This is a genomic window from Solitalea longa (assembly GCF_002920915.1).
Classification (GTDB): Bacteria; Bacteroidota; Bacteroidia; order Sphingobacteriales; family Sphingobacteriaceae; genus Solitalea; species Solitalea longa.
The window spans coordinates 60,235-84,613 of record NZ_PQVF01000009.1 but is presented as its reverse complement, the minus strand read 5'-3'; the positions used below and the strand labels follow the sequence as shown (position 1 = coordinate 84,613).

General features: G+C 39.0%; 15 protein-coding genes. 9 read left to right on the top strand and 6 right to left on the bottom strand.

The window, feature by feature from the left end; genetic code table 11:
• Positions 1–89: 89 nt before the first annotated feature.
• Both C3K47_RS13570 and C3K47_RS13565 read right to left on the bottom strand, forming a co-directional pair.
• Positions 90–1,868: an AMP-dependent synthetase/ligase gene (locus tag C3K47_RS13570; RefSeq protein ID WP_103789696.1), complete on the bottom strand. Its 1,779-nt coding sequence runs from the start codon at positions 1,866–1,868 to the stop codon at positions 90–92.
• Positions 1,869–2,201: 333 nt separating this feature from the next.
• On the bottom strand, positions 2,202–3,965 hold the full coding sequence (locus tag C3K47_RS13565) for an AMP-dependent synthetase/ligase (RefSeq protein ID WP_103789695.1): 1,764 nt from the start codon (positions 3,963–3,965) through the stop codon (positions 2,202–2,204).
• A 266-nt stretch (positions 3,966–4,231) separates the two neighbouring features.
• On the opposite strand from C3K47_RS13565, the gene C3K47_RS13560 reads away from it, so the two are divergent.
• The 3 genes from C3K47_RS13560 (at position 4,232) to C3K47_RS13550 (ending at position 6,945) form a co-directional block, all read left to right on the top strand.
• Positions 4,232–5,263, top strand: coding sequence for an NAD(P)H-dependent flavin oxidoreductase (locus C3K47_RS13560; RefSeq protein WP_103789694.1), 1,032 nt, complete (start codon positions 4,232–4,234; stop codon positions 5,261–5,263).
• A 52-nt stretch (positions 5,264–5,315) separates the two neighbouring features.
• Entirely contained in the window at positions 5,316–5,822 is a 507-nt protein-coding gene (locus C3K47_RS13555) for a PaaI family thioesterase (protein ID WP_103789693.1), read from the top strand.
• A gap of 154 nt (positions 5,823–5,976) precedes the next feature.
• Entirely contained in the window at positions 5,977–6,945 is a 969-nt protein-coding gene (locus tag C3K47_RS13550) for a CapA family protein (protein ID WP_133159388.1), read from the top strand.
• A 91-nt stretch (positions 6,946–7,036) separates the two neighbouring features.
• On the opposite strand, the gene C3K47_RS13545 is transcribed toward C3K47_RS13550, so the two are convergent.
• The gene (locus C3K47_RS13545; RefSeq protein ID WP_243392555.1) at positions 7,037–8,800 is read right to left on the bottom strand and encodes a M61 family metallopeptidase; all 1,764 of its coding nucleotides are present in this window, start codon (positions 8,798–8,800) and stop codon (positions 7,037–7,039) included.
• Between the two features lie 210 nt (positions 8,801–9,010).
• On the opposite strand from C3K47_RS13545, the gene glsA reads away from it, so the two are divergent.
• Complete coding sequence (gene glsA, locus C3K47_RS13540) at positions 9,011–10,030, top strand: glutaminase A (protein ID WP_103789690.1); 1,020 nt, start codon at positions 9,011–9,013, stop codon at positions 10,028–10,030.
• A 196-nt stretch (positions 10,031–10,226) separates the two neighbouring features.
• Here the strand turns inward: glsA and C3K47_RS13535 are convergent, their stop codons facing one another.
• Positions 10,227–11,807, bottom strand: a complete 1,581-nt coding sequence (locus C3K47_RS13535; RefSeq protein WP_103789689.1) for a DUF1501 domain-containing protein — start codon at positions 11,805–11,807, stop codon at positions 10,227–10,229.
• A gap of 37 nt (positions 11,808–11,844) precedes the next feature.
• Positions 11,845–13,551 carry a DUF1800 domain-containing protein gene (locus C3K47_RS13530; RefSeq protein WP_103789688.1) on the bottom strand — a complete coding sequence of 569 codons (1,707 nt, stop codon included), beginning with the start codon at positions 13,549–13,551 and terminating at the stop codon, positions 11,845–11,847.
• A gap of 248 nt (positions 13,552–13,799) precedes the next feature.
• Between C3K47_RS13530 and C3K47_RS13525 the strand changes: the two genes are divergently transcribed.
• The 4 genes from C3K47_RS13525 to C3K47_RS13510 all read left to right on the top strand — a co-directional run bounded on the left by C3K47_RS13525 (position 13,800) and on the right by C3K47_RS13510 (position 19,862).
• A complete protein-coding gene (locus tag C3K47_RS13525; protein WP_103789687.1) occupies positions 13,800–14,867 on the top strand; it encodes an efflux RND transporter periplasmic adaptor subunit in 1,068 nt (355 codons plus the stop codon).
• A gap of 44 nt (positions 14,868–14,911) precedes the next feature.
• On the top strand, positions 14,912–18,025 hold the full coding sequence (locus C3K47_RS13520; RefSeq protein WP_103789686.1) for an efflux RND transporter permease subunit: 3,114 nt from the start codon (positions 14,912–14,914) through the stop codon (positions 18,023–18,025).
• 21 nt (positions 18,026–18,046) lie between these two features.
• Positions 18,047–19,345, top strand: a complete 1,299-nt coding sequence (locus C3K47_RS13515) for a TolC family protein (protein ID WP_103789685.1) — start codon at positions 18,047–18,049, stop codon at positions 19,343–19,345.
• 97 nt (positions 19,346–19,442) lie between these two features.
• Positions 19,443–19,862 (top strand): response regulator, encoded by a 420-nt coding sequence (locus tag C3K47_RS13510; RefSeq protein WP_133159387.1) that lies wholly within the window; start codon positions 19,443–19,445, stop codon positions 19,860–19,862.
• Here the strand turns inward: C3K47_RS13510 and C3K47_RS13505 are convergent.
• Positions 19,856–20,326, bottom strand: coding sequence for a carboxypeptidase regulatory-like domain-containing protein (locus C3K47_RS13505; protein ID WP_103789683.1), 471 nt, complete (start codon positions 20,324–20,326; stop codon positions 19,856–19,858). The two genes, C3K47_RS13510 and C3K47_RS13505, sit on opposite strands and share 7 nt — an antisense overlap.
• 169 nt (positions 20,327–20,495) lie before the next feature.
• On the opposite strand from C3K47_RS13505, the gene C3K47_RS13500 reads away from it, so the two are divergent.
• Complete coding sequence (locus C3K47_RS13500; RefSeq protein WP_103789682.1) at positions 20,496–24,239, top strand: S8 family serine peptidase; 3,744 nt, start codon at positions 20,496–20,498, stop codon at positions 24,237–24,239.
• Positions 24,240–24,379: the final 140 nt, after the last annotated feature.

The following is a 24,379-nucleotide window of genomic DNA, read 5'->3' as shown; positions in this document are numbered from 1 at the left end:
ATCTGTTTAGAAACGAAATCTTCTTTAAAATAAAAAAAGGCTGCTTAATTACTTAAGACAGCCCTACAAACACAAACTAATCTAAACTCTTACACGGCAACTTGCTCAGTTTGAGCATATATTCTGTCGACAACTGCCTTATTCTTTTCCAAAATAATTTTACGTTTTAAACTTAATTTAGGTGTGAGTTCGCCTCCGTCAATTGACCATTCTTTGTTCAATACCTCGAATTTTTTTATCTGCTCCCACTTGCCGAATGCTTCATTGTATCTGGTAACTTCACGTTGGTACTTGTCGATAACCTCCGGAAGTTTAACCAGCTCAGCATTGCTTGAACAAGTAATGTTATGTCTTTCGCACCAATCTTTAAGGGCCGAAAAAGCGGGAACAATTAATGCAGATGGAAAACGTTGGTTTTCTCCAATAACCATAATCTGTTCAATAAATATTGATTCTTTAAATTTATTCTCAATCACCTGAGGTGCAATGTACTTGCCGCCCGCTGTTTTAAACATTTCTTTTTTGCGATCGGTAATTTTCAGGTATTTGCCATCAATCATAACACCAATATCACCGGTATGGAACCAACCGTCAGTAATGGCTTCGGCAGTTAAGTCGGGTCGGTTATAATAACCTTTCATTACATTTGGCCCTTTACATAAGATCTCCCCATCTTCAGCAATTTTTACCTGTACACCATCAATTACTTTCCCAACTGAACCAAAACAATGTCCGTCGGGTTCAAGGGTGTTCACAGCTATCACTGGTGAAGTTTCAGTAAGGCCATAACCTTCTAAAACAGGAATTCCTGCACCGGAGAAAACTCTGGCAAGTCGCTCTTGTAAGGCTGCTCCTCCGGAAACTATAGCTTTCACATTTCCTCCGAGGGCTTCTTTCCATTTAGAAAAAATTAATTTGCGGGCAATTTTAAGTTGTTGTTCATACCACCATCCATTTTTGCCATCGTTTTCAAACTTTAATCCTAAATCTAGTGCCCAAAAGAAAAGAGATTTTTTTACACCTGTTAAGGCTGTTCCTTTAGCAACAATACGATCGTACACTTTTTCGAGTAAGCGTGGAACCGTTGAGAAGCAATCGGGTTTTACCTCTGCAAGATTAGCCGAAATTGTGTCAATACTTTCGGCATAATAGATGGATACACCGATCGACATGTACATGTAAACGACCATGCGCTCAAAAATGTGTGAAAGTGGTAAAAAGCTTAATGCTTTGCTGGTGCCCTGAGGGCAAATTTTTTGGCAAGCCAATACATTGCTGGCTAAATTACTATGGGTTAGCATTACTCCCTTTGGATTGCCAGTGGTACCTGAGGTATAAATCAGGGTAACCAAATCATCAGGAGTAACCATGGCGTTCCATTCTTTAAGTTTCGATCTATCGCCTTTTTTGCCTAGCTGTTTAACTTGTTCCCAGGAATTGGCTCCAACAACGTCATCATATGTGTAAACGGATGTAAGGGAAGGTACTTCAGAGCGAACGCGCTGAACCTTGTCATAAAGTTCCAGGTTAGCAACAAATAAAACTTTTACTTCCGCATCGTTTAAAATAAATTTTAAATCATTTTCGGCCAATGTGGGATAAAGAGGGACGTGGGTAGCATCAATTTGAAGTATTGCAAAATCTACAAAGTTCCATTCCGGGCGGTTGGGTGACATGTTCGCTACACGGTCATGTTTTCCTATGCCTAATTGTATAAGGCCCAGGCTAAGCAGATCAACGTTTTCCCTGAATTGTTCGGCCGAATAGGTTATCCACTTTCCGTTCTTTTTCCCGGCAACCACCTCCCGGTTTTTGTAACGTTCAGGTAAAGAGTTCAACAGGTCTACGATAGTGTTCACTTGCATCATAAGGTATGGTTAAAGGTGTATTATTGATTGAAACTGGTTTAAAACTAATTGATACTGATCTCGTTGAAATCTATTTAACGATAAAAATCACCCTTATTAAACCCTATACCAAATCAGTATTTGGTACAAATATATTTTTATAGTTTAAATTTCCAATATGCCAACTAATATTTTTTCATATTGGCCTTAAGCTAAATAATATTTTGATTTTTTTGGATTGTTGTTGGTTTTTATTATTTGCCAAACAAAAAGCAAGCCATACAAAAACAAAAAAAGGAACACATATAAGAATGTGCTCCTTTAATAGATAAATGGTGCTGGCTGTTTATAAGATCATTGATGAGCATAGATTTTGTCAATCAGCTCGTTGTTGTTAGTTACAATTACTTTACGTTTTAGGCTTAATTTAGGTGTCATCTCTCCACCGTCAATTGTCCATTCTTTTGGAAGCAGTTCAAACTTTTTTACTTGCTCCCATTTGCCAAACTCTTTATTATACTTTTCAACCTCTCTTTTGAATTTGGCTAGTACTTCTGAATGTTTAATTATTTCTGAGTTTGTTGTATAGTTAATAGCATGGCGCGAACACCATTCTCTTAGATTTTCAAAAGCAGGAACAATTAAGGCCGATGGGAAACGTTGATTTTCGCCAATTACCAAAACCTGTTCAATTAATAATGATTCCTTAAGTTTGTTTTCAATGGCTTGCGGAGCAACATATTTACCTCCGGCTGTTTTAAACATTTCTTTTTTACGGTCGGTAATGCGTAAAAATCCCTGTGAATCAATCTCTCCTATGTCTTCGGTATGAAACCAGCCGTTTTGATCAATTGCTTTTTCTGTTAAATCAGGCCGTTTATAGTAGCCTAAAAATACATTAGGCCCCTTGCATAATATTTCACCGTCTTCGGCTATTTTTACTTCAATGCCTTTAATAGGCTTTCCAACAAAGTTGAATTTATAATTCTTTGGATCGAAATGGTTGGCTGCTATAACAGGAGAAGTTTCAGTAAGACCATATCCTTCGAGTACGGTAATTCCTGCCGACATAAATACTTTTGCCAAACGAGTTTGCAGAGCGGCTCCTCCTGATACGATCAGTTTTACTTCGCCACCTAAAGCTTCTCTCCATTTGCTGAATATTAGTTTGTTGGCAAGTTTCAGCTGAGTTTCGTACCACCATCCGTTAGCTCCGTTCAGCTCATATTTTAAACCAAGGTTGAGCGCCCAATAGAAGAGTGCCTTTTTTATGCCTGTAAGCTCTGAACCTTTAATCGTTATTTTGTCATAGATCTTTTCGAGCAACCTGGGAACAGTTGTGAAAAAATGGGGTTTAACTTCCTGTAAATTGGCTGAAATAGTTTCAATACTTTCGGCATAGTAAATCGTTATCCCTAAATCAATACATAAATAGCCTGCAACCCGCTCAAAAACATGCGATAAGGGCAAAAAGCTTAACGAACGCTTAACTCCTCTTGGAATAAAGGAATGCAATGCACGTATGTTGCTCATAATGTTCTTATGGCTAAGCATTACACCTTTGGGAGTTCCGGTAGTTCCTGAAGTATATATTATGGTTAATACGTCGTTTTCATCAATCCGGCTTTTGCGCAAATCAATCTCGGTATAATCAATTTCACTTTTGTCACAGCATAATTCCTTCCAGGACCTTGCTTCAGGAATAGTATCGTAGGTATAAATGGCTTGTAACGAGGGGATGTCGGCTTTTAGTTTAATGATTTGATTATAAATCTCTTTGGTTGAAACAAAAATGACTTTAACTTCTGCATCATTAAGAATAAAGCGGATATCTTGTTCGGCAAGGGTGGGGTAAAGAGGAATATGAATAGCCCCAATTTGAGCAATGGCATAATCAACAAAATTCCACTCGGGACGATTAAAGGACATATTGGCAATTTTATCGTCTTTGCCGATCCCAAGTTTAATTAAGCCAAAGCTTAACGCGTTTACATTATTAGTAAATTCTTCAACCTTGTATTCTCGCCAGGTGCCGTTTTCTTTAGCGCATACCACAGGCGCTGAAGGGTAACGTTGTTCAAGCGAATCAAACAATCCAACAATTGTATTGACATCCATTGGTTTTAATTTATTTTGAAGAAACCGTTACAGAAACGGAGGTTATAGGTTTATTAATTTACTGTGGGCAAGAATACGATTTTTAAAGCGATAAACAACTGTTTAGACAATTAAATATTTCTTTAAAGTAAAGTTCATTTCATAAAAACTTAACTCTTTCCGAATAAATTAATATGCATGCATAATTTTTTGAGTTTGATTTTTCTTTATCTATCTTGCCTTTATAAACCTTTTTCAATCGGTACTTAACTTAAGCACTTGATTATATGAATATAAGCAATAAAATGACAAAGGAGCTTGGAATAAAGTATCCAATAATTATGGCACCCATGTTTTTAGTTTCAAATGAAGCTATGATGCGTTCAGCAATTGAAAGTGGAATAATGGGTGTTTTTCCAAGTTTGAATTACAGAAATGAAGGTGAGCTTGAGAAAGTATTGATCAATCTAAAAAATCATAAAGAGGTAAGTGGAGATTTAAGTGGTAATTACGGAGTGAATCTAATTGTTCAGCGTTCTAATCCATTATTCGAAAAGCATCTTAAAATTTGCGGGGAGCAAAAAGTTCCGTTTTATATCACATCATTGGGCAATCCTAAACCGGTAATAGAGCTTGCACATTCGTATGGAGCAAAAGTGTATTGCGATGTTACCAATATAGAGCACGCTGCAAAGTGTGCCAGCTTAGGCTGTGATGGCTTTATCGCAGTTGGACAAGGCGCAGGGGGGCATGCCGGACCGAGTCCTTTACATTTGTTGGTCCCTTCATTGAAGCATCATTTCCCTGATATTCCCTTAGTGGCGGCAGGTGGAATTGCCAATGGCGAGGGAATATTATCAGCATTGAGTTTGGGTGCAATGGGTGTTTCAATTGGCACCAGGTACATTAATTCGACCGAAAGTACTGTCAGCCAGGCTTACAAGCAGGGTATAATTGATGCTAAAATGGAGGATATTGTACTAACCGAAAAACTATCAGGAACCCCTTGTAATATTATAAATACGCCTTACGCTAAGAAAATAGGCTACAAGCAGAACTGGTTTGAAAAACTGCTTTCAGCGAACAAAACCACTAAGAAATATTTCAAAATGCTCGTGCAAATCCGTGGCATGAAAAAACTCGAAGCAGCCATTCATCCGAATAACTATAAGACCTTATGGTGTGCTGGTCAGTCAGTAGAATTAATTAATGATGTTTTACCAGCGAAAGAAATCACCGACCGATTAATTATTGAGCTCGAAGCGGCTAATAGAAATTTGCAGCAGGAACTTTTGAGTTCAACGGTTGCTGTAAATTGATTTTAGCTTAAGCTTTGGATAAATGGATTTATACTAACCGACAATCATACTAATGAAACAACTTAATAGCCTTATAAATAAAGCCAAAACCTCTTCATTTAACCTTTGGGTTTTAAATCGTGTTTTATGGAGAGCCATCCCTTTTAATAGTCCTCATAGGTTTGAAATAACCAGGGTAACTGATGAAGAGGTGATGATCAAAATGCCTTATATCCGAAGAAACCAAAATCATATTAAAGGATTACACGCCTGCGGATTAGCAACTTTATGTGAATATGCATGTGGATTACAGTTGATGAATGTATTGGGTGCCGCCAACTATCGTATTATTATGAAAGATTTGCATATGGAATACCAGTTTCAGGGAAAATCGGATGTTAATGTGCATTTTATATTTAATAATGAGGATGCCGAACAGGTAAATAATGAGTTGAAACTGAGTGATGCAGTGTTTAAAACATTCGAACTACCGGTTTACGATATACAAAACAACCTTATTTGTAAGGCCAGGGTTAATTGGCAAATAAAGAAATGGGACAAGGTGAAAACTAAAGTATAGTTTAAATGAAATTGGGAAATGATCGTCTTTCGGGTAAAAACTGAAAGACGATTGTTTTTAAGAGCAAAAGCAGTAGAAATTGGTTAAATTTAAAGATAGTCAGCATTTCAGCTTCCTGCTGCCAATTTATCTGTTCATCTTAAATGGTAATTGTATGGCTTACGAAAATCACACACCTGTATCAATCGGGTTTGCCGGCGATGTTATGATAGGAGGAATGGTAAATGAAAAAATTTCTGAAAATGGTTTCTCTTATCCCTGGGGTAATGTGCTTCCACTATTCAAGGCAACCGATTTAAATTTGATAAACCTGGAGGCTCCATTAACGCATTTTAACAAATCTCAGCGTATAAAATCAAGTAATCTTAAAGCAGAGCCTACCCGAATTCAAACCTTAATGGATGCCCGGATTGATGTGGTAAACATTGCCAATAACCACATTCTCGATTTTTATGAAGAAGGCTTGATTGAAACTATAGGTTTGCTGAATAAGGCCGGAATAGCTCATGTAGGAGCAGGAAGTAACAGTCAGCAAGCTGCTCAGCCAGTTATAATATCAAAGAATGGCGTTAACATTGGATTGTTGGGTTTTACAGATAATGAACCCTATTGGAAAGCAGTTGACAAACCCGGAACCAACTATGTTCAGGTAGGGGATATTGCCACTATTAAAGAGGCTATTGCCATGGTTAGGAATAAAGTTGATATTTTGATTTTGAGCATTCATTGGGGTGATAAAATGAACGATAAGCCTCTTCCTGAATTCGTTTCATTTGCCCACAAGATCATTGAGGCTGGAGTAGATATTATTCATGGGCATGGTGCACATGTTTTTCAGGGTATTGAAGTCTATAATGGAAAACTGATTATGTACGATACCGGCGATTTGATAGATGATTATGAATTGAATCCGGATCTAAAGAACAATCAAACCTGCTTTTTTAATTGTGAGATTGATAAAGATGGAGTGAAAAAAGTAAAGTTGGTTCCAATTGTACTGGAAAACATGCAAGCTAGGATCGCTCAGAATTCGGAGTATGATGATATATTAAATCACATGCAACAGCTTTCGGCAGCCTTTGGTACCTCAATCAACTCTAACGGAGAGGTTTTGGTGAATTAATGGGTACTTTAAATAAAGCAGCCAGCTTCTGATAAAAATAAAAAGCGGATAAGGTCACTCCTTATCCGCTTTTCTTTATAATTAACTGCAATTAATGCTCAGCTTGAGTGTCAAATTTCATCCAGAAATTATAGGCTTTTGCTTGATCAGCAGTTACTGATGTAATAGCATCGAATTTGTATTTTAGAGTTGTATTGGCTTTTAATGTAACCGGAATTGTCAACAAAGAACCTTCGCGGCTTACCAATACATCAACTTTATCACCCACCTTTTTATAACCTAACCATTTGTTCAGATCATCAACACGGTAATTGTCGAAACCTATAATTTCATCGTTTACGTTAATGCCGGCTTCATACGCACAAGTGCCTTTTACAACCGATGAAACAATGAGTTTACCATTATCGGTTTTAGTATTTGCACCAAAGTAAATTTCGCTCGAACGCCCTGCATTCTGATCGATCAAGCGCAATCCAACGGCACTTAAATAATCGTTAAAAGGAATAGGCTCGGTACCATTTACATATTTGCTGAAAAACTCATTTAAATTACGTCCGCAAATTAATTCGGCAGCGGCCTTAAATTCGGCATCGGTAAAGCCACGTTTCTTACCTAAATAATATTCAGTGTATAAATATTTCATCAGGTCATCCAGATCTTTTACCCCCTTGGTATCTCGAAGAATTTCCATATCGAGGATAAGGGCAAGAATAGAGCCTTTTTCATAGTAAGAAATTGTTGAATTACTTGAGTTTTCGTTAGGACGATAATATTTAATCCATGCATCGAAACTAGCCTCAGCTACCGGCTGCACTTGGTTTCCTGGTTGGTTAACCACCTTGTTAATATCAGCTGTAATTACCTCCAAATATGCATCAGGAGTGTAAAAACCTGCACGGCGAGTAAGCAAATTATCATAATAAGCAGTAAAACCTTCAGAGAACCATAGCATTGAAGTATAATTCTCACGATCATAATCAAAAGGGCCTAATACTTCCGGACGCAGGCGTTTAACGTTCCACAAGTGGAAATACTCATGGGCAATTAACGAAAGAAAAGATTTGTAAGATTTATCGTTGTTAAAGCCAAACCTAGAAGTTTGCACCGTAGTTGAGTTCAAATGTTCCAAACCGCCGCCTCCAGATGGCAAACAGTGTACAATAAAGGTATAACGCTTACAAGGATGTGAGTCGAAAACTTTGGTAGCTTCTTCACAAATTTGTTTTATATCGCGCGTTAATTTTGCTTTATCATAATTACCGCCACCATATAAAGCAATTTCATGCGGTACTCCTGCTGCTTCAAACTTTAGTATTTCCTGGTTGCCGATTTCAATTGGCGAATCAGCTAAAACATCATAGTTAGGAGATGACAACGTCCATTTGTTGTCATGAACACTTTCTAAGCCGGATGAAATTTCTTTCCAAGTGCTGTTTGGGGTTATTTTTATGGTTGATGAAAGTTCTTTCTTACCATCAATATACATGAAAACACTAGTTCCGTTTAAATAAGCATGGGCAGCATCAATAAAGCTCGTACGAACGGTTAGCTCAAATGCATACACTTTATATTTTATATTGATAGAAGTGGCTTTGTTGGCAGAAATTTTCCAGGTGTTTTTGTTTATTTTTTCGACTTTTAGAGCAGTAGATCCTGAAAATGCCTGGAATTGCTCTACATTACGGGCAAACTCACGAACCAGGTACGAACCCGGAGCCCAAACCGGTAACTTAACAATAAGGTCTTTGCCATTCCAGTGGTTAACATCCATTTGTACGTCAACATAATGCTGGGCAGCTTCGTCGAACGATAGCTTATAGCTTAGTTGGGTTTCGGCGGCAGAAGATGTATTCATAAAAAATACGGATAACAATATTAGCGTGCTTAATTTTTTCATCTAGTTCTCTCTCCTAGGGCGCAATATTACGAAAATGTTAATGCTCATCATATCAACACATATGTAATAAAAAAATGACAGTTGGTCTTTTAATGCGCAATGAAAGGGCGCTTTAAAATGCATTACTGCCTTATTTTTAGTAATTTATATAACCAATTTGTCAAATTTATGAAAATACATGTGTGTTGGAGGGCCATCCTCCTGGTTTCAATTTTAATAAACTCAACGTTCATTTCAACTAATGCCCAAAAAGCGGATAAGAATATCATTCAAAAGGTGATGAATGAAGCTTATGAAAAGTTTAAAAACGACTCCAGAGGTAAAAACGCCGATTATATTCCTTACCTGGCTAAGGTGGATTCAAATCTTTATGGAATCGCCATCGTAACACCCGATGGTAAGGTTTATGAACTGGGTGATTCGAAATTTGAATTTGGGATTGAATCCATATCAAAGGTTTTTGTTTTATGCCTGGCGTTAGAATCAAATACACCCGAAGAAATTGCGCAAAAGGTAGGTGTTAATGCAACCGGTTTTCCATTTAATTCGGTTACCTCCATTGAGCTCCAGGGAAAAAGGGCTGTAAATCCTTTGGTAAACGCAGGCGCCATGGCTACCAACAGTTTGGTTAAAGTGCAAAATGGCAATTCCAAATGGAAGACTATTAACGATTACTTTAACAGGTTGGCAGCGCGCGAGATCAAAGTGATAGATGAGCTATACCATTCGGAAGCGGAAACTAATCAGCATAACCAGGCGATTGCAATTCTTCTGCAGTCATACAACACCATTTATGATGATCCAATAATGACATGCGATTTGTATACCCGCCAATGCTCTTTTGGAACCTCTGCAAAAGACTTAGCTATAATGGCCGCCACATTAGCCAATAATGGTGTTAACCCGGTAACCAAAGACAAGATCATCAATCCCCAAAATGTCACTAAAACACTTGCTGTAATGACAACAAGTGGTTTATATGAAGATAGCGGACAATGGTTATATGATATCGGACTACCTGCTAAAAGTGGGGTTGGAGGAGGAATAATCGCTGTTGCACCCGGGAAAATGGGTATTTGTGTTTTTTCACCAAGGGTAGATCAGGCAGGAAATAGTGTTAAAGCCATTGAAACGATCAAATACATAGCCGAGAAATTGCAGCTGAATATTTTTAATCCAATGAAATAACGCTTTATTTTAATTTGACCATCAAGAGTTTTACTAACCAAACTATGTTTATAATCAACCTCGACAAAAGAACCAATGCAGGGACTATCAGTAGTGTTATTATGCGATACATCACTTAAATCTTATTAACCAAAATTTACGAAAAATTAAATTAGTTTCTTCAGTAGTTTTACTCAAATAAGGCTTAAGTGGAAAATTATACTGCTCTTATCAGCATTGAATCTTTTTCATTCCCCTGGAAAATATGAACATAATAAACTCCTTCTGATAAACCATTTCGATGCAGGGTGACTTCATGTTGCCCTTCTGTTAAGTTCTCATTCAAAATGCTTCTTACAATTCTGCCGGTTGTATCAATCAGATTGAGTTTAGTCGGTCCTGCTCCTGAAAGAAAACGGATAGTGGTATAATCAACAAACGGATTTGGAAAAGTAGTGAGTAGCTTCAGCTTACCTTTGCTGTTATTGTGAATTTGGTCTTTTGTTCTAAAAATGCTCAAGTCCGATTTTAGGTCAGGCTTGTTATCCATCACTCTTAATAATTCAGATTGAGAAACCCCAAACCATTGATTTAAGATGGTGGCATAAATGTTTCTGAAATCGTGATCCTCATCAGCCTCCACACAATCGCCGGCAGTGGCATTTTTAGGAATTATTGGGTTTGAACCCAAAATGCCGGGTATAACTCCCGAACCGAAAACAAACATCGGTGCAGCAGCACCGTGGTCGGTTCCGTAACTGGCATTTGATCGTATCCTTCGTCCAAATTCTGAGAACGTAAAACCGGCCACCCGGTTGTCGAGCTTTAATAATTGTAAATCATCCTGAAAGGCAGCAATGGCAACAGAAAGGTTCTTTAGTAAGGTGGCATGTGTTCCGTATAGGGTTCCAACTGAATCTTTATTGGTTTGATCGGCATGGGTATCAAAACCGCCCATATTTACAATGAAAATGCGGGTTTTTAAGCCTCCTGCCAATAAGCGGGCGACCACCTTTAATTGAGCGGCCAAGTAATTTTTAACTGAAGAGGCCGGATACTTGGTTGAAAGGTTAGCTCCTTTTTGAATGGCCTGCCGCAAAACATCCGAATAATCACCTGAAACTACGGACATATTTCGGATGTATTTCAGCTCTAATTCTGCCGCAGTTTTAGGGATGCTCACATCGGCAGCTCCTTGTGCCAGGTAGTCAAACACCTCCGGACTGCTTACTGAGATTCCCATCGGATTGCTTAGTTCACCCATTAAACCTAATGATAAAATGGCGCCAATCTGTAGAGCTGGCGGATGGTCGTATTTCGTTTCGGGATAACCAGGATAAATTCCCTGCAGGTAACGTGCAATCCATCCCGATTCCATTACTTTGGTAATGTTATTCGGTGCAGTCCACCAAATATCAGTCGACCTAAAATGTGATTGATTGGCTGGGTAATATCCTGTATTCTGAATTACCCGAACTTTGCCATCCTGGTATTGCGAGTGCAAGGCCCCCATTGATGGATGAAGTCCGGTACTGTTGGTAAGTCTTAAGATTTTGGGCTCTGGTAATAAAATATTGGCCCTGGCAGCTGCAAGATTGGAATACTGATCCAAAGGTATAACAGTGTTTAAGCCATCATTACCACCGTTCAATTGTATGATGACTAAAACCCTGTCGGTTTCGGTTTGAGATAACAAGTCTAACAAAGGTGTATTGGCCAATGCTTTCATTTGAAAACCACCTGCTAAAACTGGTATAGAAGCGGCGGATGTATATCTGATAAAATCTCTTCTGCGCATGTTTAATTGTTTTACTCTAAGGTGTACTCGTGACCAGTTAACTTAAGTGGTACTCAGGCATTGCCAATAAGTAGGTGAAAAACGATTTGAGCATTTTGGTTACCTCGGTAGTGGCTCCGTTGGCCGTATAGTCGATCCAGTTGGTTGTCCAATAATTCGGATCTGTTGATAATCCCATCAATAATGCATCAAACAACAAAGTGTCTTTTTGCTCCTGGGTTAATGGTAAAACAGCGGGTAACAAAAAGCCGGTTACCTTATCAATCATTACACGAGCATCAGTAATTTCTGTCGCCGAAAAATTGGTCCTTAAAAATTTAAGCGGATTAATCGTGAGCGTCACTCCATCCGCATCCAAGCCCGAAACAATATGGTCAGTAAAGCCTTTACGTTGATACATTGTATCGGAGTTGATCCAATATTCGTGATAAGCAGGCTGTTGTCCATATGCGGCCCAGCCCGAAACGCCGGGTGGGTCCATAAGACTTAATTGCATTTCCATGGCTTCTTCATAAAGCTTAAACCATGATTTATATCGATCAGCAGGCGTATCAATTCCCGTTTCTATCAGTTCAAATTCTTTTCCTACACCTACAACATAATCGATGGGATTTTTAATAACGCAGCTACGGTTTAACACATCATAAAAATGCTGGCTCATGAAAAGCTGTTGCAGCATCGGTTTAAACTCATAGTTGCTATTAAATAAGGTTTGGGCTAAAGGCGCAATAATATTATCCTCGGCAAATTGGTTGATCTGATAGTAAACAAAATACCTGTATACGCGGCGACAAATGAATTTTGCCGCAGCAAGGGCATCTTCCGATTGGGTAAGGATCATATTGATGAGTTCCTTATACTCCAATTCCCCTTGTGGTTGAATGGTATGGTTCTTAAAACGAGCCGAAAAGGTTTTGCTTTTCTGATCGTGATATGGAGCAGTGAAATAGGCCGTTGGAATATTATTAACAACCTGATGCCTCCAGCCTGTTAAAGCACGAGTAGAAGCTTTTACATCATTTTCATTATAGAATGTATAATCTCCAATTGGGTTGGTGGTTTGAGGGCCTTTGCCAATGCTAAAAAGCTCGAGCAGTTCCCGTCCATAATTTTCGTTTGGGTTGAAAGCAGTGTTACTATCGCCGTTCAGGTATTTAAGCATGGCAGGATTAACCGTAATTTCTTCTAAGAACGTCCGGTAATTACCGATGGCATGTTTGCGAAGTAATGCATTGTATTGAAAGCAGTAACGGGCCTCATCAACAATACCCGATTCCGTAACAAAATGATTATGCCAAAACAGGGTGATCTTTTCCCTGATATTAAAACCTTCAGCTTTAGTCGTGTCCTGTTCAAGCATTAATCCAATCCACCAGGCTCGCAAACTATTCAGTCGTTTGCCATTCATTTCTCCATCAATGTAGGCTTTGGTGGTCCATGAGTCGTTGGAGTTGCCTAAATTGTCTTCTAATTCATTTTGAGGAGGTAGGGGATCGGCAAGGTTGGTTAGTAATTTATTTACTGCACCATTTAAACCTAGGCTTTGAACATGAGTCACAAGTTTTTTAGATGCTCCAAATGTGGTCCTTCTGATCAGGTGTTTAGCTTCTTCTTCTCCCCAGTTTATTTGTGGCGTCAGGGTAGAAACAGGTCTCTGAATGGGATCCGGAGGAGGTGCCGATAGGTTTCGATAGGGTACAAGAAAATAGTTCTCAAGCGATGTTAAGAATGAGCGGCGGTCCATGGGTTTAACTGTTTGTAAAGATTATAACGAACAAAAAGTTAAACTGGTTACAATTAACTGTTTAATAGGCAATCGAATTAACAAACAATAAGATTTTTTTACTGTTGTTTTATGTTGAAGAATGATTCGCGGGGCTTATAAGTCAGCGTAAAAACGTTGATACAGAAAAAGGATTTAAAATAAAATCAATTTACTTGGTATAAATTTGTTATCACACATATTTTCTATAGCAAACACAACAACGATCAATGAAAGTTAAGTACATTATTTACGCTTGCATAGCCCTTGTGCTAAGTTATCTTGTTTATAATCGAATTACCACTCCGTCACCAGGTAATGAAAAAGCAGGAGGAGGCAAAAACGGAGGTAAGCCAAGTGGACCGATGCAGGTAAATGGTGTAATCATAAAAGCCGAAGATTTTACCGATAAGCTTAATATAACCGGAAATATTGTTTCGAATGAGCAGGTTTCCATTAGGAGTGAAGCATCGGGACTGATTACCAATATCTATTTTAAAGAAGGAAGAAATGTTGCAAAGGGCGCGCTTCTGATTAAAATTAATGACAAGGATCTTCAGGCTCAATTGCAAAAGGCCCTAACCATGCAAAAACTTGCCGAAGAAAAAGAATATCGTGCCCGCATTTTATTAGGAAAAGAAGCGGTAAGCAAGGAAGATTATGATGCTACTCTGGCTGACCTTAATTCTTTAAAAGCTGAAACACAGTTGATCCGCACGCAAATTGTAAAAACCGAGATCAGGGCTCCGTTTAGTGGAACTATTGGTCTTCGTTCGGTATCTGTAGGCGACTATTTAACACCTCAAACCGATATTGCCACATTGGTGAATGTAAATCCTGCGAAAATCACTTTCACGGTGCCTGAGAAGTATGTGTCATTAATACGTGAACGATCAACGATAACTTTCACTGTTGAAGGCAGTAGTACTGTGCATAAGGCAACGGTATATGCTTTGCAGCCTCAAATTGATCAAACAACGCGTACCGTGGAGTTAAAAGCAACTTCGCCCAATACTGATGGAAGTCTTTTGCCGGGTTCATTTGCAAAAATTGAGTTAGCGTTAAAAGAAGTAAAAAATGCGCTGTTTGTGCCAACACAAGCGGTTGTTCCATTGTTAAAAGGTAAGAAAGTATTTGTTTGCAAAAACGGGATTGCCAAAGATGCATTGATTGAAACCGGCGCCCGTACAAGTGATCGTGTTCAGGTTGTAACTGGAATAAGTGCCGGTGATACAGTTATTACTACCGGAATCATGTCCTTAAAAGCTGATGCACCGGTTAAAGTGAGTGTTAATTAAGGTTAATCCTATAAACATCATTAACCAAACAAAGAGCTTAAGAAATGAGTAGTTTATCCACCACCAGCATTAAACGCCCGGTTTTAGCGATAGTAATGAATATCATTATTATCCTGTTCGGCTATATCGGGTTTAAATATTTAGGAGTTCGGGAGTTTCCGTCTATCGATCCTCCAATTGTTAATGTGCGCACCAGTTATCCGGGAGCAAATGCGGATGTAATAGAATCGCAGATTACCGAACCGCTTGAAAAAGCGATCAACAGTATCGATGGTATCCGAACAATATCATCTGCCAGTAATCAGGGGTCGAGTAATATTACCGTTGAATTTAACTTAAGCAAGGACCTTGACGATGCAGCCAATGATGTTCGCGATAAGGTTTCGCAAGCCGCCAGAAGTTTGCCGAAGGATATTGATGGGTTGCCGGTTGTAAGCAAGGCCGATGCAAACTCTGATGCGATCATTTCAATGACGCTTCAGAGCAATACCCGTAATCAACTGGAAGTTAGTGATTATGCCGAAAACGTACTGGCCGAGCGATTGCAAACTATTCCTGGTGTAAGCTCCGTACAAATCTGGGGGCAAAAACGTTACGCCATGCGTTTGTGGATCGACCCAATCCGATTGGCATCTTACGGCTTAACTACGCTCGATGTTAAAAACGCCCTCGACCGTGAAAATGTGCAGCTGCCAACAGGTAAAATAACCGGTGACAATACCGAATTAACCGTTAATGCGGCGGGTAACATGTCAACCGAGGAAGAATTCAACAACCTGATCATTAAAAATGATGGGGCTAATATTATTCGTCTCAGCGATGTTGGCCATGCTGTTTTAGGCCCGGAAAACGAAGAAACCATTCTTCGCCAATCTGGAATTCCAATGATAGGCCTGGCTCTTGTGCCACAGCCGGGTGCAAATTATATCGATATCTCCAACGAGTTCTATAAACGTTATGAGCAGATCAAAAAAGATTTGCCCAAGGATTATAAAACCGATATTGCCCTGGATAACACCCTTTTTGTTAAAAAATCAATCAATGAAGTAGCCGAAACCTTGGGCGTCGCGCTAACGCTGGTTGTTTTGATCATCTATATATTCTTCCGTAACTGGGGAATAGCATTCCGTCCTTTAATTGATATTCCGGTTTCCTTAATAGGTACATTCTTTATTATGTATCTGATGGGTTTCTCGATCAACGTACTTACTTTACTCGCAATTGTGCTGGCAACTGGCTTGGTGGTTGATGATGGTATTGTGGTAACGGAGAATATTTATAAAAAGGTGGAGGAGGGACTTTCTCCATTTGAGGCCGCTATTAAAGGTTCTAATGAGATTTTCTTTGCCATTATTTCTACTTCCATAACATTGGCAGCGGTATTTTTACCAATTATTTTCCTTGAAGGTTTTGTTGGAAGATTGTTCCGTGAGTTTGGTATAGTGATATCAGCCGCAGTATTGATCTCGGCATTTGTATCATTGACCTTAACGCCTATGCTTAATGCCAAGCTTATTCGTAAAAACCAAAAGCAAAGCCGTTTTTATGAAATGACGGAGCCCTTGTTTGTGAATATGGTGGAGAGCTACCGTGCTTCATTGAACAAGTTTTTGGCTATGCGCTGGGTCGCCTTCCCGTTAGTGGGTGTTTGTGTAGGCATGATCTTTTTCTTTGGAAAAATGCTTCAATCGGAACTTGCACCTTTGGATGATCGTAACTTTATCAGCCTTTCGGTGACAGCCCCAGAAGGCGCCTCGTTTGATTATACCGATAACTTTTTAAAGAAAATCACCCAAACAGTTATCGACTCAATTCCGGAAAAGCAGGTATTGTTAACAGTAACCGCTCCGGGTTTTGGTAATTCAGCCACCAATACCGGTTTTGGCCGATTAAGGTTGGTCGATCCCGATCATCGTACACGGTCGCAACAACAAATTGCCGATTACCTTACCAAGTTAACCTCGGGTTTGTCCGAAGCCCGAACCTTTGTTATTCAGCAGCAAACTATTTCGGCTGGTGGCGGTCGAGGCTTGCCAGTACAATATGTTTTACAAGCACCTAATTTCGAAAAGCTGAAAGAGATACTGCCTAAGTTTATGGAGGAGGTTCAGAAAGATCCAACCTTTACCATGACCGATGTGAACCTGAAGTTCAACAAGCCGGAGCTAAATATTACCATCGATAGAGATAAAGCCAAAGCTTTGGGTGTTTCTTTCGTAGATGTGGCTCAAACACTTCAGCTGGGTTTAAGCGGTCAACGGTTTGGATATTATATCATGAATGGAAAACAGTACCAGGTAATTGGTCAGTTTGATCGTTCAGACCGTGAAGATCCATCCAACCTAACTTCGATCTTTGTTCGTAATAATCAAAATCAGTTGATTCAAATGGATAACCTGATTAAGATGGACGAAAATAGTTCGCCTCCTCAATTGTATCACTTCAATCGTTTTACAGCTGCAACGGTTTCGGCCGGGTTAGCACCAGGCAAAACAATAGGTGATGGTATTGCAGCGATGGATGCGATTAAGGAGAAAGTATTGAATGATTCATTCCAAACTTCATTAAGTGGTGCTTCAAGAGACTTTGCCGAAAGTTCATCTAACATTATGTTCGCCTTTGTGCTGGCATTGGTGCTTATTTATTTAATTCTGGCCGCGCAGTTCGAAAGCTTTATCGATCCATTTATCATTATGATCACAGTGCCTTTGGCTATTGCCGGAGCAGTATTTTCACTGTGGTTGTTTAATCAAACTATTAATATTTTCAGTCAGATCGGTATAATCATGCTCGTAGGTTTGGTAACTAAAAATGGTATCCTTATCGTTGAATTCGCCAACCAGTTAAAAGAACGTGGTGTTCCATTGCAACAAGCGATCAGGGATTCGGCAGCTGCACGTTTGCGTCCAATTTTAATGACCAGTTTGGCAACAGCCTTAGGAGCCTTGCCAATTGCAATGGCTTTGGGCGATGCAGCAAAGAGCCGTATGAGTATGGGTATTGTGGTTATTGGTGGTATTTTGTTTTCACTGGCCCTTACATTATTTGTTATCCCTGCCATTTATTCTTATTTCTCAAGAGAACAAAAGGTGAATCCGGAAGAGCATACACCAGAAAATACTAAAACAGAACCAAAACTAATTACAGCCGAGGCATAAGGCTAAATAGCACATTAACGAATGAAAAGAATAGTAACTGCTTTATTGATGGTCCTGGGTTTCTCTGCTGCACAGGCGCAGGAATTACTTGATATAAATAAAGCTATTGAAATAGGTTTGCAGAATAATTATTCAATAAAAATTGCCCGTAATGACGAGGCGGTTAGCACGAATAATGCCCGCGATCTTTATGCAACGCTTTTGCCGGTTGCAACAGCTTCGGGAGGGATTAACGGAAGCAGGGTGAACAGTATTCAGGAGTTTAACACCGGAGCCACACAAACCCGGAACTGGGCAGAATCACATAGCTTAAATGGAAACGTTGGTTTAAGCTGGACTATCTTTGATGGTTTACGAATGTTTGCCACCTATGATAAATTCAAGGAATTTGAAAAGTTGGGTGAAACCAATACGCAAATAACTGTTTTGCAAACGGTTTATCAGATCGTATCAACTTATTACATAGTGGTAAGTCAGCAAAATCAAACAAAAAGTTTAAGAGAGGCATTAGCGCTTTCGAGAAAACGAGTGAAAGACGAGACGAATAAATATTCGGTTGGGAAAGCCTCAAAGTTAGATGTGTTAAACTCAACGGTTGATTTAAATGCCGATACGACCAACCTGATGCGTCAACTACAGGATCTTCAATCAAGCAAAATTCGTCTTAATCAGTTAATGGCTCGTGAGGTGACCACTAATTTTATGGTTACTGATACAATTATCATTGATTATAGTTTGACGTATGAAACAGTGCGGCAAAGCATTCTTCAAAATAATCCACAGTTAAAAGCAGCACAGCTGAATAAAAACATTGCGTCTTTAGTTTATAAAGAGATTCGAGGCGATCGATATCCTCTAGTTAAACTGAACTCCGGATATAATTATACTAAGTCGGAATCGAGTTATGGGCAATTACTATCAAACCGAAACTCAGGGTTAAATTATGGAGCAACCGCTTCTGTCAATTTATTCAATGGCTTGATTCAGAATAAAAAGGAGCAAAATGCCAAAACTGACATTAACACCGCTTCTTTATTATATGATCAATTGAAGCAGGATTTGGATGCGCAGCTAAGCACCGCCTATATCAATTATCAAAATAGTATTTCATTGGTACGGGTAGAAGCCGATAATAGGGAAGTGGCGAGACAAAATCAGGATATTACCTATGAGAAATATAAACTCGGAAGCGTTTCTCAGCTTGAACTTCGCCAGGCACAGCAAAATTTTATCATTGCTGATTTCAGATTTATTAATGCTCAGTATGAAGCAAAAACTGCCGAAATAGGCTTGAAACTACTTGCAGGAAATCTTCATTAGTTATGTGTTGGGTTTTGTAGTTTTTTTTTCATAATATAGAACTTTGTGGAGGCATTCTACGTATAAAACAATAACCAAAACCCAGAAACAAGAGCGGATGGAGAACTTTATATTTAATTCAGCGCTTATTATTGACGATAGTACTATCGATAACTTGATCCACAAGAAGATTCTTGTAAATTATCATTTTGTTAAGAATGTGCATTGTGTAGTAGCTGTTAAAGATGGACTTGATTATATTCAGAAACAGCTGGAGAAGAATTTAGATCTTCCTGAATTGATTTTTCTGGATATCAGAATGCCTGATATGAATGGTTTCGACTTTTTGAAAATGTTTGAACAGTTGGAGCCAACCATTTTGGATCGATGCAAAATTTATATGCTTTCTTCTTCGCTTGATCCGGTTGATCATGAACGAATCAGCAACTATAAGTTTGTTAAGAAATTTTTAGGTAAACCGCTTACTCGCCAAATTTTGGAAGAAGAATTTTCTGCTCATCATGAAGTAGATCAGTAAGCAGCATTATAATCGATTATCAAATTTAAAACCGTCATTTTATCTTTTCTTACTTCAACAGGGCAAATATTGTTATGCCCGTCAAAGCGATTAGCGAAATAACCCTCCTTTTCCTTTACAAAAACCGAATAGGTGCCCGGTTGAAGTAAAATAGTATATCTGCCTTGCTTGTCTGACCGAATCCGTTTAATTTCCTTCGTTTTTATAGTTGTATAAAAAGAACCGTTTGCTGTAGCTTCATTGGCATTCGTTAACTCATAAAAAACAATTTCACGCTCCACAGCTTTACCGTTTTTTTTTGCTTGCGTTTCCCCTATTGTTGGCATATAGTTTCCCGACCGGTAAACCACTGATCCTCTTACCCCTGTACTGTCTGATAGATTTATCATCTCGTTTTTTTTCGCAAAACCATTTGGCAGGATAATAGCTAGCAAAAAGCTGCAAATCAGGAAAATAGTTTTCATTTGTATAAATTAAATAAGTTTAGTCGACAGAAAATGCAGTTTTAACGGCAAATTACGTTCATCGGTTATCTAAAATTAAGGCAATTGATCTTGATACTGTGTTTTTAAGATTGGTTAATTCAAAAAAGAATAAATTAGCGTCGTAATTAAAATAAAGTAAGCCTCATTCATGAAGATACGTTTTAGTCTCCTTTTGCTGGTTATCTCAGTTTTAGTGTCATCATCGTTAAGTGCCCAGTCGTACAAGGAGGTTGCTAAGACCCAGCAAAAGCCTTTGAAACAATTAGCTGATAAACTTAATGACCATTATAAAAAGAACTTCAAGAAGGCAAAAAAGTTTGCTCAACAGAATGGGTTGCCATTGTTTACGGTTGATTCTAAAGGGAATATAATTGCAGTGCATGGAGTTGATGACAAAGGACTGCTTGTTTACGTTAGCACAAACAATAATGCCAGATCAGCGGCGACAATAGGGACGAACAATGTATGGCCGGGAGGATCTTCGGGATTTAACTTAAACGGATCGACTGCAGGGTTAAAAGACAAAATAGCCATTTGGGATGGTAGTCAGGCTCTTTTTACTCATAAAGAATTTCAAAACCGAATAACATCCGGCGACGGTACAACAGATGTCCAGGATCATTCTACCCACGTGGCTGGAACCATGATAGCTGCCGGATTAAATCCTGTTGCGAAGGGAATGGCTTTTAAAGCCCCATCATTAGTTGGTTTTGATTTTAATAATGATGATGCGGAAATGGCCACTGCAGCAGCCAAATATGGACTACTGGTATCTAATCATTCTTACGGTAATATTGCCGGTTGGTATTACCGGGAGTCGAGAGCCGGTACTGCAACCGATCCTAATTGGGAATGGTATGGCGAAGACGGTAAATTCGAAGATTATAAATTTGGCGACTATGATGCCTCGGTAGCTACCTGGGATGATATCGCATTCAAATCTCCTTATTATTTAATTGTAAAATCAGCGGGCAACAACCAAAACCAAAATGGGCCGGCAATAGGAGAGCCTTATTATCAGCGCAACTCGGCCGGAAATTTTACATTACGTAATGCCCGTGTTCAGGGAGCTATTTCCAGTAACGATTCATACGATAACTTGTCAACCAATTGTAACGCTAAGAATATTTTAACGGTAGGTGCAATTTACGGCTTAGATAAGGGGTATACACAAGCTTCGGATGTTAAGCTTGCTCCATTCAGCAGTTGGGGCCCAACTGATGATGGCAGGATAAAACCCGACGTTGTTGCAAATGGTATAAATGTCTTGTCGACATTTAGTGGGAGCGATGATGATTACGGCACCTTAAGTGGCACCTCAATGGCAGCTCCCTCAGTTTCGGGTTCAGCATTGCTGTTACAAGAACAATATTCGAAGCTGAATAATGGTAACTTCATGCGTTCAGCTACTTTAAGAGGGGTTATCATTCATACAGCCGATGAAGCCGGAGGCACTGCCGGACCTGATTATAAACATGGATGGGGGTTAATGAATACAGCTAAAGCGGCCAAAGTTATTGCAGATAATGGTAAATACAGCATTGTTAGTGAACAAACGCTTTTGAATGGTAATAGCTTTGAACAAAAATTGGTGGCTTCAGGGAGAGACCCATTGACAGTTACTATTTGCTGGATCGATCCTGCCGGTACAGCAACACCTGATGGAACCGTGGATGATCCTTCGCTTAAGCTGATCAATGATTTGGATGTACGAATTACCAAAGGCGCCAATATTAATCAACCCTGGATATTAGAACCTTCTCAACCAGGAAATAAAGCCTCAAGGGGAGATAATTTCAGGGATAATGTTGAAAAAATACTAATCGATAACACAGAACCCGGCGAAACCTACACTATCACTGTTACCCATAAAAGAACTTTGCAGGGTGGGCAACAAAATTTTTCTTTAATAGCCAGTGGAGTTGGAGGGAATACTTATTGTGCCTCGGCTGCAACACAAACTATCGGTCTTAAAATTAATAATGTCACAATAGGCAGCTTTAATAATACCACTAATTCATGTGAAGGATATGCCGCTTATTTAAACAATCCTGCTTTAGTGGAGCCTGGGAAAGTGGTTCCTGTATCTGTTACATTGGGTTCATGCACTACGGGTTCACAAGGAATTGTTAAACTTTTTGTTGACTGGAATTCGAATGGAACTTTTGATGATCTGGGAGAAACTGTAGCAACAAGCTCAGTTTTGAATAATGGTGATCTGTTTAATGCTAATGTAACTGTACCGGCTACGGTAAACATTGGTGACGTTTTACGTATGCGGGTGGTGTTGAACGAGACAACACAAGTTAGTGAAGTGCTCTCGTGTGGTAACTTTACAAAGGGAGAAACAGAGGATTATACGATCAAAATTATGCCTCCTGCAAATGATGCGGCGGTAATTCAGTTGATCTCACCAGAGATTTTTTCTTGTGCAAGTACAGCTCAGAAAGTGACGGTTACAGTGAAAAATTATGGCAGTGCAAGTTTAAGCTCAATTCCTGTTGTGGCAGAAATTAGTTCGAACGGCGTGCTTGTGAAAAAAATAAATGGTACAGTAAATGAAACGCTGAATCCAGGGTCTGAAATCAATTATACTTTTACAGAGACGATTAGTCCTTCTTCAGGTTCTACATATTTATTTAAGTGTTATACCGCACTAGCGAACGATCAGGTAAAAAACAATGATACCATAAATGCCACAATAAGCATTACTGTTAACCCTGATGCGCCAGAGCTTTCTGTTGTTTCTTGTGATGAAGGCGGACTGTTTTTAAAGTCTTCTACAAATGAGGGTACAGTTTATTGGTTCAACTCTCTAACTGCATCTACTCCAATAGCTGTTGGCAATAATACCTTTCTAAATTCGGCCCCATCGAAGATTTATGGGTCTTTAAATGATTTCGCAGGAAAGATTGGTCCTGCAAATAAAACGGTGTATGGTAGTGGAGAGAATGCTTACAACCAATTTACACCTTCGGTACGGTTAACCGCTCAGGCTCCCCTTGTTCTTGAACGGGCCAGGCTATACATAGGTCATTCAGGTGTTATCATCTTTACGGTTACCGATGAGCAAACCGGATCTGAAGTTTCATCTGTACGATTGAATGTTAAAGCTACCAGAGTTCCTGAAGCGACTGGTTCGCAACCTAATGTTGCTAACGACCAAGGGGCGGTGTATGATCTAAATTTGAAGATACCCGCAGCAGGTGATTACCGTATCAACATTGCTTACGAAAATGATGCTACTATTTTTAGAAACAAACAAGATACGCCAATAGCTTATCCAATAGAAATTGAAAATGTGCTGGCCATAACCGGCAATACTGCCACTGTGAGCGGTAATACTGGGCCACAAAACTACTGGTACTATTTCTACGATATACAGGTGAAGGCACTTGGATGTACAAGCCCGAGAGTTGAGGCTACTTTTAAAGATATTCAGATTGAATTAAAAGACAATGTTTTATACTCAAATGTTACGGGTGCATTACAATGGTTTTTAAACAATGTGCCCATTGAAGGTGCAACAGAACCTTCTTATCAACCTATACATTCAGGAGTATATTCGGTAAAATTAATTGATAATTGCACTGCCTCCTCAAATGAGATATCGTATCAGTTGCCCAAACTGCCATCCGATATTGGCTTAAAGCTGTATCCTGTGCCCGCTAATGAACAGGTTACCGTCCAGTTTAACGTTTGGGAACCATCCTCCATTCATCTTTCTATTATGAACTCAATCGGTCAGTTATACGTAGATGAAACTGTAAGTAACTTTAGTGGTTTTATTACTAAGGATTATCGTCTGGATGGTTTTGATCCCGGGATGTATTTTGTAAGGATAATAATTGGAAAGGAAGTTTACTCGGGTAAGGTGACTGTTATTAAATAGTGTTATAAATACAGAAATGGATAATTGTTTTAATAAGTGATATATCTACTTAAATATTCTTAAGACTATTAATACATATTTAATAGAAAGTGATATTTCTCAATATGAAAATTAATTTATTAATAGTTATGATAATTAAT

Coding starts and splice junctions, on each gene's coding strand:
- C3K47_RS13570 (WP_103789696.1), bottom strand. CDS start 1,868: ATGATGCAAGTGAACACTATCGTAGACCTGTTGAACTCTTTACCTGAA.
- C3K47_RS13565 (WP_103789695.1), bottom strand. CDS start 3,965: ATGGATGTCAATACAATTGTTGGATTGTTTGATTCGCTTGAACAACGT.
- C3K47_RS13560 (WP_103789694.1), top strand. CDS start 4,232: ATGAATATAAGCAATAAAATGACAAAGGAGCTTGGAATAAAGTATCCA.
- C3K47_RS13555 (WP_103789693.1), top strand. CDS start 5,316: ATGAAACAACTTAATAGCCTTATAAATAAAGCCAAAACCTCTTCATTT.
- C3K47_RS13550 (WP_133159388.1), top strand. CDS start 5,977: ATGGCTTACGAAAATCACACACCTGTATCAATCGGGTTTGCCGGCGAT.
- C3K47_RS13545 (WP_243392555.1), bottom strand. CDS start 8,800: ATGAATACATCTTCTGCCGCCGAAACCCAACTAAGCTATAAGCTATCG.
- glsA (WP_103789690.1), top strand. CDS start 9,011: ATGAAAATACATGTGTGTTGGAGGGCCATCCTCCTGGTTTCAATTTTA.
- C3K47_RS13535 (WP_103789689.1), bottom strand. CDS start 11,807: ATGCGCAGAAGAGATTTTATCAGATATACATCCGCCGCTTCTATACCA.
- C3K47_RS13530 (WP_103789688.1), bottom strand. CDS start 13,551: ATGGACCGCCGCTCATTCTTAACATCGCTTGAGAACTATTTTCTTGTA.
- C3K47_RS13525 (WP_103789687.1), top strand. CDS start 13,800: ATGAAAGTTAAGTACATTATTTACGCTTGCATAGCCCTTGTGCTAAGT.
- C3K47_RS13520 (WP_103789686.1), top strand. CDS start 14,912: ATGAGTAGTTTATCCACCACCAGCATTAAACGCCCGGTTTTAGCGATA.
- C3K47_RS13515 (WP_103789685.1), top strand. CDS start 18,047: ATGAAAAGAATAGTAACTGCTTTATTGATGGTCCTGGGTTTCTCTGCT.
- C3K47_RS13510 (WP_133159387.1), top strand. CDS start 19,443: ATGGAGAACTTTATATTTAATTCAGCGCTTATTATTGACGATAGTACT.
- C3K47_RS13505 (WP_103789683.1), bottom strand. CDS start 20,326: ATGAAAACTATTTTCCTGATTTGCAGCTTTTTGCTAGCTATTATCCTG.
- C3K47_RS13500 (WP_103789682.1), top strand. CDS start 20,496: ATGAAGATACGTTTTAGTCTCCTTTTGCTGGTTATCTCAGTTTTAGTG.